At 63.3% G+C, this 13,879-nt stretch carries 13 protein-coding genes and 1 pseudogene; 5 read left to right on the forward strand and 9 right to left on the reverse strand.

The genetic code is table 11. The annotated features are described in order from the left end of the window. Window position 1: 1 nt before the first annotated feature. From G8767_RS31935 to G8767_RS31945, 3 genes are read left to right on the forward strand one after another with little or no spacing between them, the layout of a single operon-like run. Window positions 2–655, forward strand: a complete 654-nt coding sequence (locus G8767_RS31935; protein WP_095973494.1) for a TlpA disulfide reductase family protein — start codon at window positions 2–4, stop codon at window positions 653–655. After that, window positions 652–1,371, forward strand: coding sequence for a CoA pyrophosphatase (locus tag G8767_RS31940; protein WP_124566758.1), 720 nt, complete (start codon window positions 652–654; stop codon window positions 1,369–1,371). The genes G8767_RS31935 and G8767_RS31940 overlap by 4 nt, the downstream gene beginning before the upstream one ends. Next, window positions 1,368–2,558: a MarP family serine protease gene (locus G8767_RS31945; RefSeq protein WP_019746623.1), complete on the forward strand. Its 1,191-nt coding sequence runs from the start codon at window positions 1,368–1,370 to the stop codon at window positions 2,556–2,558. The genes G8767_RS31940 and G8767_RS31945 overlap by 4 nt, the downstream gene beginning before the upstream one ends. A gap of 19 nt (window positions 2,559–2,577) precedes the next feature. Here G8767_RS31945 and G8767_RS31950 read toward each other — a convergent pair whose 3' ends face one another. From G8767_RS31950 to nhaA, 3 genes are read right to left on the reverse strand one after another with little or no spacing between them, the layout of a single operon-like run. Then, window positions 2,578–3,510 (reverse strand): alpha/beta hydrolase, encoded by a 933-nt coding sequence (locus G8767_RS31950; protein WP_095973496.1) that lies wholly within the window; start codon window positions 3,508–3,510, stop codon window positions 2,578–2,580. Window positions 3,511–3,525: 15 nt separating this feature from the next. Further along, window positions 3,526–4,035 carry a phage holin family protein gene (locus G8767_RS31955; RefSeq protein ID WP_007732413.1) on the reverse strand — a complete coding sequence of 170 codons (510 nt, stop codon included), beginning with the start codon at window positions 4,033–4,035 and terminating at the stop codon, window positions 3,526–3,528. Then, the gene (gene nhaA / locus G8767_RS31960) at window positions 4,032–5,282 is read right to left on the reverse strand and encodes a Na+/H+ antiporter NhaA (RefSeq protein ID WP_003946111.1); all 1,251 of its coding nucleotides are present in this window, start codon (window positions 5,280–5,282) and stop codon (window positions 4,032–4,034) included. Before nhaA ends, G8767_RS31955 begins: the two co-directional genes overlap by 4 nt. Before the next feature lie 257 nt (window positions 5,283–5,539). Here nhaA and G8767_RS31965 point away from each other — a divergent pair, with 257 nt between their 5' ends. Beyond that, window positions 5,540–6,931: an MFS transporter gene (locus G8767_RS31965; protein ID WP_003946096.1), complete on the forward strand. Its 1,392-nt coding sequence runs from the start codon at window positions 5,540–5,542 to the stop codon at window positions 6,929–6,931. Between the two features lie 54 nt (window positions 6,932–6,985). Here the strand turns inward: G8767_RS31965 and G8767_RS31970 are convergent, their stop codons facing one another. The 5 genes from G8767_RS31970 to G8767_RS31990 form a co-directional block, all read right to left on the reverse strand. Beyond that, the gene (locus tag G8767_RS31970) at window positions 6,986–8,668 is read right to left on the reverse strand and encodes a hypothetical protein (RefSeq protein WP_166813880.1); all 1,683 of its coding nucleotides are present in this window, start codon (window positions 8,666–8,668) and stop codon (window positions 6,986–6,988) included. 135 nt (window positions 8,669–8,803) lie between these two features. Beyond that, window positions 8,804–9,859, reverse strand: a complete 1,056-nt coding sequence (locus tag G8767_RS31975) for an AAA family ATPase (RefSeq protein WP_095973498.1) — start codon at window positions 9,857–9,859, stop codon at window positions 8,804–8,806. Between the two features lie 10 nt (window positions 9,860–9,869). Next, complete coding sequence (locus tag G8767_RS31980) at window positions 9,870–10,907, reverse strand: aliphatic amidase (protein WP_095973499.1); 1,038 nt, start codon at window positions 10,905–10,907, stop codon at window positions 9,870–9,872. Between the two features lie 26 nt (window positions 10,908–10,933). Further along, window positions 10,934–11,554: an AmiS/UreI family transporter gene (locus G8767_RS31985; protein WP_166813885.1), complete on the reverse strand. Its 621-nt coding sequence runs from the start codon at window positions 11,552–11,554 to the stop codon at window positions 10,934–10,936. 109 nt (window positions 11,555–11,663) lie between these two features. Beyond that, the gene (locus tag G8767_RS31990) at window positions 11,664–12,743 is read right to left on the reverse strand and encodes a substrate-binding domain-containing protein (RefSeq protein WP_166813887.1); all 1,080 of its coding nucleotides are present in this window, start codon (window positions 12,741–12,743) and stop codon (window positions 11,664–11,666) included. A gap of 107 nt (window positions 12,744–12,850) precedes the next feature. Here G8767_RS31990 and G8767_RS31995 point away from each other — a divergent pair, with 107 nt between their 5' ends. After that, window positions 12,851–13,276, forward strand: coding sequence for a MarR family transcriptional regulator (locus G8767_RS31995; protein WP_037137389.1), 426 nt, complete (start codon window positions 12,851–12,853; stop codon window positions 13,274–13,276). 35 nt (window positions 13,277–13,311) lie between these two features. On the opposite strand, the pseudogene G8767_RS32000 reads toward G8767_RS31995, so the two are convergent. After that, window positions 13,312–13,879 (reverse strand): annotated as a pseudogene (locus G8767_RS32000) (AMP-binding protein); the annotation flags it as partial.

Below are 13,879 nucleotides of genomic sequence, written 5' to 3' on the forward strand. Positions count from 1 at the left end.
GATGACAAGTGCTGGAAGATGGTCTCTCGCTGCGCTCGTGGTCGTCGCGGCTCTCGTCGTGGCGATCTGGCCGCGTGGGGGAGACGACACGACGCCCACCTCGACAGGTCCGTCGTCGTCCGCGTATCAGCCGCCGACGTTCACTCCGTCGTCGGAATCGCTCGATCAACTCCGTAGCCAGGCGGCTCTGGCCCCCTGCCCGACTCCGACCGGTGAAGCGCCTGCCGGCTCGGCTCTCGCCGGAATCACCCTCGACTGCGTGTCCGACGGAGCGCCCGTCGACCTTGCCGCAGCGGTGGGCGGAAAACCGACTCTGCTCAATCTGTGGGCGTACTGGTGTGCGCCGTGTGCCGAAGAGCTTCCGTACCTTCAGGAATTCGCGGAGCGCGCCGACGGCAGCATCAACGTGCTGACTGTGCACTCGGATCCGAATCAGGAGAACGCTTTGACGCGACTCATCGACTACTCGGTGCGTTTGCCCGGCGTCCAGGACGGTGACGGCAAGGTGCGGATCGCGGTGGGCGCACCGCCGGTGCTGCCTGTCTCGGTGCTCGTGCGCGCGGATGGAACGGTCGCCAAGGTCTTGCCCCAACCCTTCCGCAGTGCGGACGAAATCGCCGCCGCTGCGGCGCAATATCTGGGAGTCGTCGTATGAGTACACCGGTTCCCGAGTGGTTGCGTGCTGTCGCCGACAATCAACCCACCGATCCCCACCGGATCAACCCCGTCCTCGAGCGTCGCGCGCCGCGCGGCACCGTAACGCGTCCGGCCGCGGTGCTCGTGCTCTTCGGCGGACCTCGCGAGGCCGACCCTCTTGCCGTCGGCGGATTGCCCGAGGGCGCAGACGTGTTGCTGACCCAACGTGCGTCGACGATGCGTCAGCACAGCGGACAGGTCGCATTCCCGGGCGGCGCCGCCGACCCGGGCGACGACGGCCCCATCGGCACCGCGCTGCGTGAAGCGCAGGAGGAGACCGGGCTCGATCCGAGCGGAGTTCAGCCGCTCACCGTGCTGCCGGAGATCTTCATCCCGCCGTCGGGTTTCGACGTGACGCCGGTGCTCGGCTACTGGGAGCAGCCGACGGCGGTGGGCATTCAGGACGAAGGCGAGGTCGGACGGGTGGCCAGGGTGCCGCTGCGCACGTTGCTCGACCCCGACAACCGGTTTCAGGTTCGCCACCCCCTCGGATACCAGGGCCCGGCGTTCCGCGCCGACGGCATGCTGGTCTGGGGGTTCACTGCAGGAATCCTCGCGGCGCTGTTCACGGTGTCGGGCTGGGAGATTCCGTGGAACTACGAGGACGTGAGAGACCTGGACACAGCGCTGTCCGAGTTCGGTGAAGGTGTCGAGGATTCGGCGGTGCCGCGATGACAGGTTCTCGTTGGGTGGACATCGCCATCGTTCTGGTCGCGCTCATCGCGGCCACGTCCGGATGGCGTCAGGGCGCGGTGGCGTCGGCGTTGGCGTTCGTCGGCGTGATACTCGGCGCCGTCGCCGGAATTTTGTTGGCGCCACACCTGCTCGTGCACGTCACCGAAGGCAAGCTGCGCATCCTCGCGGGCATCTCGCTGATCGTGGTGTTGGTCATCATCGGCGAGGTCGCCGGCATGGTGCTCGGCCGCGCGGCGCGCAGCGGAATGCACAGTCCGACGGCCCGATCCGTCGACAGCGTCATCGGTGCGGGTCTACAGGCGGTGGCCGTCGTGGTCGCGGCGTGGTTGCTCGCGATTCCGCTTACTTCCTCGTCGCAGCCGAATATTGCCGCCGCTGTTCGTGGTTCGGACGTTCTCGCCAGCGTGGACGAACTGGCGCCGCAGTGGCTGCGCCGCATCCCGACCGAGTTCTCGGCGTTGCTCGACACCTCCGGCCTGCCGGACGTCATCGGCCCGTTCGGGCGCACGCCCATCACCGAGGTCGAAGCACCCGACGCGAGCGTTCTCGCCAGTCCGTTGGCTGCGCAGTTGCGCCCGAGTGTTCTACGCATCAACGGCGTCGCACCGAGTTGCCAGCGCGCGCTCGAGGGATCCGGATTCATCGTCGCCCCCGAACGCGTCATGACCAACGCCCACGTGGTGGCCGGAACCGAGAGCATCACGGTGGACACCATGGAGGGCGCGCTGCCCGCGCAGGTGGTTCTCTTCGACTCTGCCGTCGACATCGCGATTCTGGCGGTTCCCGGACTGGACGCACCGGTGCTGCCGTTTGCTCCGGAGCAGGCTCAGACCGGCGACAACGCGTTGGTGCTCGGTTACCCCGGCGGCGGTCCGTACACGGCCAGCGCAGCCCGCGTTCGTGAGGTTCTGAACCTGAACGGACCGGACATCTACAAGGCCGGAACCACTCAACGTGAGGTCTACACCGTCCGCGGATCCATCAGGCAGGGCAACTCCGGTGGGCCGATGGTCGACGATCAGGGGCGGGTCCTCGGCGTCGTGTTCGGTGCTGCCGTCGACGACAGCGACACCGGATTCGTCCTCACCGCCCAGGAAGTCTCGCGCCAGTTGAATGCAGCTGCGTCGGCCTCGACGCCAGTGCCGACAGGCGCCTGCATTCTGTAGCGATCAGTTCTCGTAGCGGTCAGTTCTCGTTGAGGAAGTCCCCGAGTTCGCGGTTGACGCGCTCGGGGGCTTCCTGATGCGCGTAGTGGCCGACTCCGGCAATGGTGCGCAGTTTCTCGCCGGGAGCCCAGTGCTTGTCGCGTCGCACGGTACGGGTGAGCACGTACGGGTCGAGTTCGCCGTGAATCTGGACGATCGGAATGCGAAGAACCTGATCCATCAAACGCATGAAACGTCGGCCCTCGGGGCGGAGCTGGCTGCGGAAGGCCCAACGCTGGTACTCCAGTGTGGAATGTGCGACGCCCGGAATCCGGATCGCGGACCGCATCTTGCTCATGGCGTCCGCGAATTCGGGTTGTTGCGGCCAGGTGGGGCCGGACCGCGAGCGAACCAGACGCTCCACTTCGGCGCCGTTGTCGGCCGTCAGCCGTCGCTCGGGGCGCAGCGGCACCTGGTAGGCCAGGAACGAAGGCAACAGCGCGCGACGCTGATACGGGTCGCGCACGACGGCTTTCTTGAGCGCCATCGGGTGTGGTGACGAGATCAGCGCGATCGATCGCACCAGGCGTGGATGCAGGAGCGCGGTCGCCCAGCACACCAACCCGCCGTCGGCATGACCGATCAGCGTGGCCTTGCCGTACCCCATCGCACGAATGAGACCGGCTACGTCGCCGGCGAGCGTCCAACCGTCGTAGCCGCGAGGGGGCTTGTCGGAATCGCCGTACCCACGAAGATCCATCGCGACGACGCGGAAGCCCTGCTCGGACAGTGCCGTCAATTGATGGCGCCAGGACCACCAGAAATCAGCGAATCCGTGCAGAAGCACCACCAACGGAGCATCCGGCTCCGCGTCGCCTACCTCGACGACGTGAAACCGGATGCCGTTGGCGTGAATGTCCCGGTGAATCCAGGGGCCGTCGAACCTGACGGTGGATGGATCTGGGGCTGCCACTTTCGATCAGACTCGCTACCGGCGCGCGTTGAAATCGACTGACGGCTTTGCGTCGTCATGGCTGCCGGGGATGACGTTCTTGGCCTGCTTGAGCGATTCGATCGTCTTCTCCGGAGCCCTCAGCTTGCGCACCCGCAGATAACCGAGCAGCGCCAGAATCGCGGTGGTCACCACCATGATCAGGAAGACGATGAGGAACGCCAGCCAGCGCGGCACCCAGGTGTCGAGCATCTCGGCCAGGAAGAAAAAGAAGAAGAACGAGCTGAACAGCAGAACCGTGAAGGCCAGGATGAAGAAGACGCTGCCCTGCAGACCCTTCTTGACCTCGCCTGTCACCTCGGCCTTGGCAAGTTCGACCTCGGCGCGCACGAGGGTGGAGACCTGTGCGGTCGCGTCCTTGACGAGGGCCCCGATGGTGGCCTCGCCCGGCGTGCGGGCGTCCACATCGGTGAGAGGGATGGACGAGACCGTGTTCGGTACTCCATCTCCGGTGAAGCGCTGGCTCTCTCCGTTGGTCAAGCTCACTTGTCGACCTCTCCAGGTAGTTCTCTCGCGTCCGTGGCAATGGCGGTGGAAGCGTCGTCTCGAGCCGCATGGACCCGTCCACGTCGCCACAGCAGCGCTGATCCGATCAGCGATGCCACCAACGATGTCACGAGAACTGCGGCCTTCGCTATCTCGGCCTCGCTGCCATCGCCGACCCCGTCCAATGCGAGGTCTGCTACAAGCAGGCTAACGGTGAACCCGATGCCACCGAGAACTGAGAGGGCAAACATGTCTCTCAATTCCAGTGTCTTGGGTTTGGTTGCTATCCCCAATTTGATCGCGAGCAGGGAAATTCCGAAGATTCCGACGGTTTTGCCGACGAGAAGGCCGACGACAACCGATTGCCCGACGGGGTCGGTGAAGATGTCGCCGAGTACAGCCGCGTTGATCGGAACACCGGAGGCGAACAGTGCGAAGACGGGGACGCAGAAGCCTGCGGAGTAAGGCTGAATGCGGTGCTCGAGACGGCTACCGGGCGCGTATTCCTCGTCCGGATCGCGCCTGACCCGGGTGAGTAAGCCGAGCGCGACGCCCGCGAGTGTGGCGTGTATCCCCGCTTCGTGCATCGCGTACCAGGTCAGAAGTGCCAGTGGAACGTAGAGGAACGGCGTCGTGATGCGTTTGTGTTGGGCGTAGGCGTAGACAGCGAGGGCTGCGGCCGCGGTCAACAGCCACAACATCGCGAGGGAACCGGTGAACAGTACGGCGATGAGGATGATGGCGAGCAGATCGTCGACGACGGCCAGGCTGAGCAGGAAGACTCGGGCGCTCGCGGGGATCTTCGAGCCGGTGAGTGCGAGCACGCCGAGGGCGAAAGCGATGTCCGTCGCGACGGGAATGGCCCAGCCCTTGTCCATGCCTGGCGTGCCGAAACCGATGGACGCCGCGATGATCGCGGGGACCAGGACGCCGCCGCACGCCGCGATGATCGGGAGCATCGCGGCTTTGCGGTCCGCGAGTTCGCCGACCACCAGTTCGCGTTTGAGTTCGAGGCCGGCGACGAAGAAGAAGACGGCAAGCAGTCCGTCTTGCGCCCAGGTGCCCAGGCTGAGGTCCAGATGGAGTGCAGACGGGCCGATCTGGAAGTCGCGCAGAGCGATGTAGCTCTCACCGAAAGGTGAGTTCACCCAGATCAGAGCGACAGCAGCGGCGATGAGGAGTATCGATCCACCCACCGTTTCGGTGCGGAGATAGCGGGACAGTTCGGAACGCAAAGTGGAGATCACGCGTGGGGACGACCTTTGTTCGTGCACCCGAGTTCGGATGCAACAGACATGAACGTGATCGACGTTGTAAAGCATCGAATGCACGTGCCGACCAGACTTCCCGGCTCACCTTTACGGGATTTTATCGCGGATCGCCCGCTGAGCCGAATCCGCGAACCGAATTTGCGCCGGAAAACCCCGCGGGTGTTCAATTCCTACTGATTGGGACAGGATCCCACCAATTGGACATCTTTCGTATATCGGCGCAGGAGCATGCTTTGAGCACGTCAGTCAGTGAGAACCCACCCAAGCCCGAGGGCGGCGACGCAGATACCGTCGCCGGAGTGCCGCGTAGCCGCATCGTGGTCGCCAGCATGGTGGGTACGTCCATCGAGTTCTACGACTTCTACATCTATGCAACAGCGGCGGTATCGGTGTTCCCGCACCTGTTCTTCCCGAAGGGCAACGACACCACCGCACTTCTCGCCTCGTTGGCGACGTTCGGACTCGCGTTCGTCGCTCGTCCCCTCGGCTCGATCCTCTTCGGGCACTTCGGTGACCGCGTCGGGCGCAAGGCAACTCTGGTCGGCTCGTTGCTGACGATGGGCATCGCGACCTTCCTCATCGGTCTGTTGCCCACCTATCACCAGATCGGTCTGCTGGCCCCGGCGTTGTTGGCGCTCATGCGTTTCTGCCAGGGTCTCGGGCTCGGCGGTGAATGGTCGGGTGCGGCTCTACTCGCGACCGAGACGGCCAAGGAAGGCAAGCGGGCCTGGGCGGCGATGTGGCCGCAACTCGGAGCGCCCATCGGCTTCTTCATGGCCAACGGCCTGTTCCTGATCATCACGTTGTTCATGAACCACGACAATTCCAGCCCGGACCTCGAAGGTGCCTTCCTGAGCTGGGGATGGCGAATTCCGTTCCTGCTCAGCGCAATCATGGTGATGATCGGCCTGTACGTTCGGCTCAAGCTCGAGGAAACTCCGGTGTTCGCGCGTGCAGTCGAGCGCGGCGAGAAGGTCAAGACTCCGGTTGCCGAGGTGTTCAAGACCAGCTGGCGTCAGCTGATCATCGGTACGTTCGTGATGCTCGCGACGTACACGCTGTTCTACATCATGACCACCTGGGTTCTCAGCCACGGAACCGGCAAGACGCCGGCCGACGGCGGAACGGGCGCAGGCTTCAAGTACACCGATTTCCTTGTCCTGCAGCTGATCGCAGTCGTGTTCTTCGCTGCCGCCGTGCCGGTATCGGGTTGGCTCGCCGACCGGTACGGGCGTCGTATCACACTGCTGATCATCACCGGTCTGATCATGGTGTTCGGCTTGACCTTCGGTGTCTTCCTCGAACCGGACGGAATGAACGACGGCCGCATGTTGGCGTTCCTCATCGTGGGCATGCTGCTCATGGGTCTGACCTTCGGCCCGATGAGTGCCGTTCTCCCGGAACTCTTCCCGACCAACGTCCGCTACACGGGCTCGGGAATCGCGTACAACACCGCCAGCATTCTGGGCGCTGCGGTGGCGCCGTTCATCGCCGTCTACCTCGCGAAGAACTACGGCGTCGGCTGGGTCGGCATCTATCTCCTCGTGGCGGCGACGTTGACTTTTGTCGCGCTGCTGGTCATGCGTGAGACCAAGGGTGAGTCGCTCGACGATGTAGGGGCATAACCTGCTGTGCGCCTTTATCAACCCCCGGCGGTTAATAAAGGCGCACAGCAGTGGTCAGGGCTGAGCCGGCAGGACGTGCTCACCGGTCTTGTCGGTGCTCAAGGCCAAGGAGCTGATGTACTGCTTCTCGCCGTTCGGGCCGGGAACGTTCGACGCGAGCATGTCGGGACGCTCGAACTCGATTCCGCTGACGCAGCACAAAAGCGTTTCACCGGAGGGGTTTCCGTACTCGTCGAACATCGGCAGATCGATGCCGTCGTCGGTGCGTCGTAGGTAGTACTTGCCCTTGGTGGCGACGGCGAGGACCGGCGGCATCACCAGCGCGATGACGATCGCGACGATCGGGGAGAACGGCTTGATCGTCGAACCGAAAGCACCGAAGAACACCAGGATCGAAACTCCTGCAGCCAGCAGCATCGACACGAAGCCGACGGGGTTGACGTCGTAGAGCATCCCGCGTCGGAACTCGGGGACCTTCGGGGAGAGCTTCAACCAGTACTTGTTGATCGCGATGTCAGAGGCGACGACCACGACCCAGGCGATACCGCAGTTGGCGTAGAAGCCCAGGATCGTGTTGAGGAAGTCGAACATGTTGGCTTCCATCAAGATCAGTGCGATCGCCAGGTTGACCAGTACGAAGATCATGCGTCCCGGGTAGGTCTTGGTGACGCGGGTGTACGAGTTGGTCCAGGCCAGTGAGCCGGAGTACGCGTTGGTGACGTTGATCTTGATCTGGCTGATGACCACGAGGATCACGGCAAGGGTCATGGCCAGCCAGTGCGGCATCATGTCCTGGTAGATCTCGAGGAATTGGTGCACGGGCTGGTTGGCGATCGAGGAACCGTCGACGACGTTCGCGATGATGTACACGGCGAGGAACAGTCCGACGATCTGCTTGAACGCGCCGAAGATGACCCAGCCGGGCCCGGCGAGAATTACTGCAGCCCACCAACGACGGGTGTTCTCCGGTGTCTTGGGCGGCATGAAGCGCAAGTAATCGATCTGCTCGGCGATCTGCGCGATCAGCGACAGGCAGACACCCGCGGCCAACATCACCGAACCGAAGTTGACACCCTTGCCGTTTGCGCCGTCCTCACCGCCGAAGGCGAAGAACGCGCTCACCGAATCAGGGTGCTTGAACAGCAGATACAGGAACGGCAGCACCATCATGACGAGCCACAAAGGCGTCGTCCACACTTGGAGTTTTGCCAGGGCCTTCATGCCGTAGATGACCAGTGGGATGACCATCAGCGTCGAGACCGCGTATCCGATCGACAGTGGAATCCCGAGCCCCAGTTTCAAACCCTGGGCCATGATGGAACCTTCGAGGGCGAAGAAGATGAAGGTGAACGTCGCAAAGATGACGTTGGTGACGACCGAGCCGTAGTAGCCGAAACCGCTTCCGCGCGTGATCAAATCGAGGTCGATGTTGTATCGCGCAGCGTAGTAGGCGAGCGGGAAGCCGGTGGCCATGATGACCACGGCAAAGACTGCAATGCCCAGAAGTGCGTTGCCGGTACCGTACGAGATGCCGATGTTGGCGCCGATCGAGAAGTCCGCGAGATACGCGATTCCACCGAGTGCGGACGTCGCGACGACTCCGGTTCCCCATTTGCGGTAGCTGCGTGGCGCGAATCGGAGGGTGTAGTCCTCCAGAGTCTCCTTCAGTGCGGTGTTCTGACCGGGATTCGCCCTGTCCGGTGCGACTGCGGACACCTGCTCGTTCACTGCTGTCATGACGTCACTTCCCCTGGGTGCCTGTGCATGTGCACTTTGTGGTGCAGGCACCCAACCTAGGGAGGTGGCGTTACGCGGACATGTTTGAAATGTGTCGCCCACGTTGCGGATTCGATCCGCAACGTGAGCGAGCACTCATGGGGCTTTCTTTACCTGTATCTGATCACCAACTGCCCGGGCCTGCAAGGCGAGTGGCTGTGTCCCGACCGGTCGCAGGTCGAGAACGGCGCCGGCCACCGGGTCGGCCAGGACGTTCCGGATGGTCCGACGCAGACCGCGTGCGCCGTACACCGGATCGAATCCGCGTCGCTGCAGGAGAGCGACGGCGCTGTCGTCCACCTCGACGTCGATGCCTCTCCGGGCCAACCGAGTCGTGATCAGTTCGATCTCGAGCCGAGTCACCTGTTCCGCGGTCTGGTCGTCGAACTCGTCGAGGATCACGGTTTCGTCGATGCGGTTGAAGAATTCGGGGTCGAAGAACTTCTCCAACGCGCGTTGGACCAGGTGATGGCCATGGCGTGGTCGATCGATCCGGACGCGATCGGCGAGCTGCCGCAGGTGTGACCGTCGACGTTCCGCCACCGCAGCCGAACCGAGATTCGAGGTCAGGAACACGTAGCTGTTGCGGAACGAGATCTTCTGCTGACCGTTCGCCAACCTGAGTTCGCCGTTGTCGAGGACCTGCAGTAGCGCACGCAGCACGGTGGGGTCCGCCTTCTCCACTTCGTCGAACAGGACGATTCCGGGGGTGTACGGATCGCCCTCGACGGTGTTCTTGTCGAACAGTGTGAAGGACTCCTTGCTGCCGGCGTATCCAGGCGGAGCCCCGGAAAACGACGCCGCATAATGCTCTTGCGCCAGAGCATTCATGTCGATGCGGCACAGATCGTCGGGCCCCGACCGCAGTTCCGCGGCCACTCGTCGCACCAACTCCGTCTTGCCGACTCCGGTGGGGCCGACCAGAAGGATGTTGGCGAGTGGACGCGTCGGATCCGTGGCACCGACATGCGCGATCGAAATCGCACGAACCACGGCGTCGACGGCGGCCTGTTGTCCGACGATCTTGGAACTCAGGGCTTTCGAGAGCCTCCGCGCGTCGAAGGCCCCGACCGGTACGGGTTCGGATCGTTCCTCGGCCGGTGGTGTTGCTGCACTGTTCCGGTCGTGGAGCATGTCGGTGATATACGGCACAGCAGGATCCTTACGCTTCGACGGTCTTCTCGACCGGGAGATTTCCGACGCGGCAATCCGCGACGCCCACGGTGTCTCGTGTGATGGCCTCGACGCGTTCCTGAGCCTTCTGCGCATCGGTGACCCACAGCTTGTAGAACTCGAACGGGCAGTCCGCAACACCCTTGTCTCCGTCACCGGCTGCATGGACTCCGGAGTAGCCCCGGTGGAGGAGCTTGAAGATGTGGTTCTGGGATTGGTCGTTCTCGCGTGCATCACGAATGGCCGAGACGGACAGCTGCGCGTACTGGATTCCGTATTCCTCCTCGCCGGTCTCACCCAGCGTCCGACCGTCGAATCCGATGATCGCGGAGTGCCCGAAGTAGGAGTAGACGCCGTCGAATCCGGCCGCATTGGCAACTGCCACATAACAATTGTTGGCCCAGGCCATTGCCTTGGACATCATCACCTGCTGGTCCTTGGCCGGGTACATGTATCCCTGGCAGCGGACGATCAGCTCGGCGCCCTTCATTGCGCAGTCGCGCCAGATCTCCGGGTAGTTGCCGTCGTCGCAGATGATGAGCGAGATCTTCAGACCCTTCGGTCCTTCCGTGACATACGTCGTGTCTCCCGGGTACCACCCTTCGATGGGGCACCAGGGCAGGATCTTTCGGTACCTCTGAACGATTTCGCCCTTGTTGTCGATGAGGATCAACGTGTTGTACGGGGGCTTGTTCGGATGGTCCTCGTGTTGTTCACCGGTGATGGAGAAGATCCCCCACGTGTCGGCTTCGCGGCACGCGGCGGAGAAGATCGCGGTCTCGTCGCCCGGGATGGTGGCCGCTGTCGCGTACATCTCCTCCTCGTTGTACATGATTCCCTGCGTGGAGTATTCGGGAAAGACCACCAGGTCCATTCCGGGGAGGCCGGTCTTCATGCCGATCATCATGTCGGCGATCTTGCGGGCGTTCTCGAGGACGCCGGCGCGATCGTGCAGGCGGGGCATCTTGTAGTTGACGACCGCTACGCCGACTGTGTCGTTGCTCGAGGAGATGTCACCGTGTCGCATTGTCTTTCACTCCTTGGTTGTGTGGATCAGTTGAAGACTGGACGGGGTTGGGGTACTGCAGCTTTGGGTGCGGCAAGGATCTTGGCAAGCCCCAGGAGAACCAGAAGTGCTCCGGCCCAGCCGGCGGCGACCGCTGGCGTGGTGTGGAAGTTGCCGGTCAGGATCAGGAAGGCAGGAACCGTGCAGGTGGGCTGGCTCAGAAGGATCGCGGCCCAGCCGGTGAAACGGCTGAGGTTTTCGCGGCCGAGGCCGAGTACCAGGAAGAACAGCGTCCACAGCGCAGCCCAGGCGAGCCAGATGACTCCGAACACCGGGTCGTTGCTCACCGTGAACGAAAGGAAGGAATACACGAGTGCGGCGCACGCGACGAACAGCGAGAACCACCCGATTCCTTCCGGTTCGAAGCCGGCGAGATTGCTGATTCCCACGTAGAGATAGGTGAAGCCGAACAGGTAGAGCCCCGAGGCCGCCAGGACGGCGCTCGAATCTCCCTGCGCCTGAATCAACATGACGGTGGGGACGACGCATTGAAGTGCGCCGACGAAGAGGTTGAGGACCGAGGCGGATCGAACGGGAACCGTGCCGAGCAGCATCAGTCCGTTGACGAAGAGGACGGCTCCCACGTAAAGCAAACCAACACTGCCCATCGGGCACCTCCGGTTACTTCGGGACGGGTTACTTTCAAATGAAATGATTCCAAATGAAACTAAGTGATGCGCGCCACAGAAGTCAAGAGGTGGATCTCAGGAGGAGATTTCAGAGCGTTGCGATGATCGAGAAGTCGAGTCCGTCGGCGACGGCGAGCTGAATCTTCTGTCGTGCAACACGATCGCGAAACTCGACGGTTCCGCGAGGCCCGTCGTATGCGGCGCCTTCGACGACGGCGTCGAGGTCGTGTGGACGTGTGCTGTCGGCGCGTCGAACCAGGGCCGAAAGGGTGTGTATCCCTTCGTAACACGACTCGGCGGCGTTGTTCAATGCTGGGGCGTGCGCGCCGTGCAGCGCCACGTAGCGCCCGAGTAGATCCATCGAGTTGCCGTCGACCATCGAGCGGAAGTACGCGGCGGAGGCAAACAGGTTGCGGGTCGCTCTCGGCCCGCTCGCGAGCAGCATGTTCTCTTCCATCAACGGGCTGAACCGGATCATCGACTCGTCGAGGCCGCGGCGGGCGAAGGCTCGGTTGAAGTCGACGGCGTCCTGCCCGACGAGGAGCATGATCACGCCGTCGCACCCGGAGTTCGAGACGGTCTCGACCAACTGCTTCATGTTGCCGCGCCCCAGATCGACAAACGAACCGCCGACCAGGGTGAGATCGAGTTCGGTGGCGAATTGCCTCACGGCCCCGAGTGAGCTGTGAGGCCAGATGTAGTCGTCACCCACGACGAACCACTTGCGCGCTCCGACGTTGTCGCGCAGCCACTTCAGTGCCGGCGCGATCTGCTGTCTCGGGGTTTCGCCCGAACAGTAGATGCCGGACCTTTCCTCGCCGCCCTCGTAGAGCGAGGTGTACGAGTACGGAATGCGGCCCGCGACCACTGGAGCGAGTGCGTGGCGGACCGAGGAGATGTGCCAACCGCTGACGGCGTCGATGGCGCCTGCGTCCAGTAGCTGTTGCACGCGGGCGGCGACGGCGTTCGGCGTCGCGCCGCCGTCGATCACTTCGATCTGCACTTCGCGTCCCAGTACGCCACCGGAGTTGTTGAGGTCGAGGGCGGCCAGCTCGCTGATTGCTTCGCAGGAGGGGCCGAACAGTCCGGCCGGCCCTTGGAGGGGAACCACCATGCCCAGGCGCCATACCGCGCTGCGCGCGCGTTCGAGCCCGCCGGTAGCGCTCATGCGTCGCCGCCGGAATCGGAAGTCAGCGGCCTGGCCTGGGTTACTATCATTTCATTTGAAAGTATTGCCCGAGAAGTGTGAACTACGCAACAGCGGGGGAGCGATCAGTGGGAAAAAGTGACTCCGGAATTCTTGATGCGTCGCTGACAACCGCGCTGGTCCGAGCAGCCCGAATGGCCGCGGCGGCGGCGGAGAAGACGCTGGCCGCAGAGAATCTCACTCTCGATCACTGGATGACGCTCGAAGCCTTGGCGTCGACCGAGGGGCTGACGATGGCTGAGCTGCGCGATAGAACGGGAACACCGGCTCCCACGCTGACGCGGGTCGCGGACAAGCTGGTCTCGCTCGCGCTCATCTATCGCGAAGTCGGCGAGGACGACCGCCGGAAGGTGCGCGTGTTTCTCTCCTCGCGCGGAAAGTCCTTGCACAAGCGGGTTGCTGCAGATATTCGCGTGGCCGAGGAGTCCTGGCTGACGTCGAAAGAGGAAGTGAAGCTGCGAGAGGGGCTCCGCCCCTGTGCGCCTTCCTGGTAGGGGGACTGCCAGAAAGGCGCACGGGGCCGAAGGCCTTATTTGCCGCGTATTGCGTCGAATACCTTGGGGTCGACCAGGGTTGAGGTGTCTCCGAGGTCTCGGCCTTCGGCGACGTCGCGCAGGAGGCGGCGCATGATCTTGCCGGATCGGGTTTTGGGCAGTTCCGGCACGATGGTGATTTGACGTGGTTTGGCGATGGGGCTGATGTCGGTGGAGACCTGAGCCTTGAGTTCGGCGATGAGGACGTCGCCGGTGTTTTCGACGCCTTCGCGCAGGATGACGAACGCGACGATGCCTTGTCCGGTGGTCTCGTCGGCGGCGCCGACGACGGCGGCTTCTGCGACGCCGTGGTGGTTGACCAGTGCTGATTCCACTTCGGAGGTGGAGATGCGGTGGCCGGAGACGTTCATGACGTCGTCGACGCGGCCGAGGACCCAGAGTGCGCCGTCGTCGTCGTATTTGGCGCCGTCACCGGCGAAGTACCAGCCTTCTTCGGCGTAGCGGGACCAGTAGGTGTCGCGGTAGCGGTCCATGTCGCCCCAGATGCCGCGCAGCATCGCCGGCCACGGTTCGTCGAGGACGAGGTAGCCGTTGCCGCCGGGG

Origin of the sequence: Rhodococcus sp. IC4_135, from assembly GCF_011602025.1 — a bacterium.
GTDB classification, from domain to species: Bacteria; Actinomycetota; Actinomycetes; order Mycobacteriales; family Mycobacteriaceae; genus Rhodococcus_F; species Rhodococcus_F baikonurensis.

What these genes read in the sequence shown, in the direction of transcription:
- G8767_RS31970 (WP_166813880.1), bottom strand. Translation starts at nt 8,668, where the DNA reads ATGACAGCAGTGAACGAGCAGGTGTCCGCAGTCGCACCGGACAGGGCG.
- G8767_RS31985 (WP_166813885.1), bottom strand. Translation starts at nt 11,554, where the DNA reads ATGGGCAGTGTTGGTTTGCTTTACGTGGGAGCCGTCCTCTTCGTCAAC.
- G8767_RS31990 (WP_166813887.1), bottom strand. Translation starts at nt 12,743, where the DNA reads ATGAGCGCTACCGGCGGGCTCGAACGCGCGCGCAGCGCGGTATGGCGC.
- G8767_RS31935 (WP_095973494.1), top strand. Translation starts at nt 2, where the DNA reads ATGACAAGTGCTGGAAGATGGTCTCTCGCTGCGCTCGTGGTCGTCGCG.
- G8767_RS31945 (WP_019746623.1), top strand. Translation starts at nt 1,368, where the DNA reads ATGACAGGTTCTCGTTGGGTGGACATCGCCATCGTTCTGGTCGCGCTC.
- G8767_RS31980 (WP_095973499.1), bottom strand. Translation starts at nt 10,907, where the DNA reads ATGCGACACGGTGACATCTCCTCGAGCAACGACACAGTCGGCGTAGCG.
- G8767_RS31940 (WP_124566758.1), top strand. Translation starts at nt 652, where the DNA reads ATGAGTACACCGGTTCCCGAGTGGTTGCGTGCTGTCGCCGACAATCAA.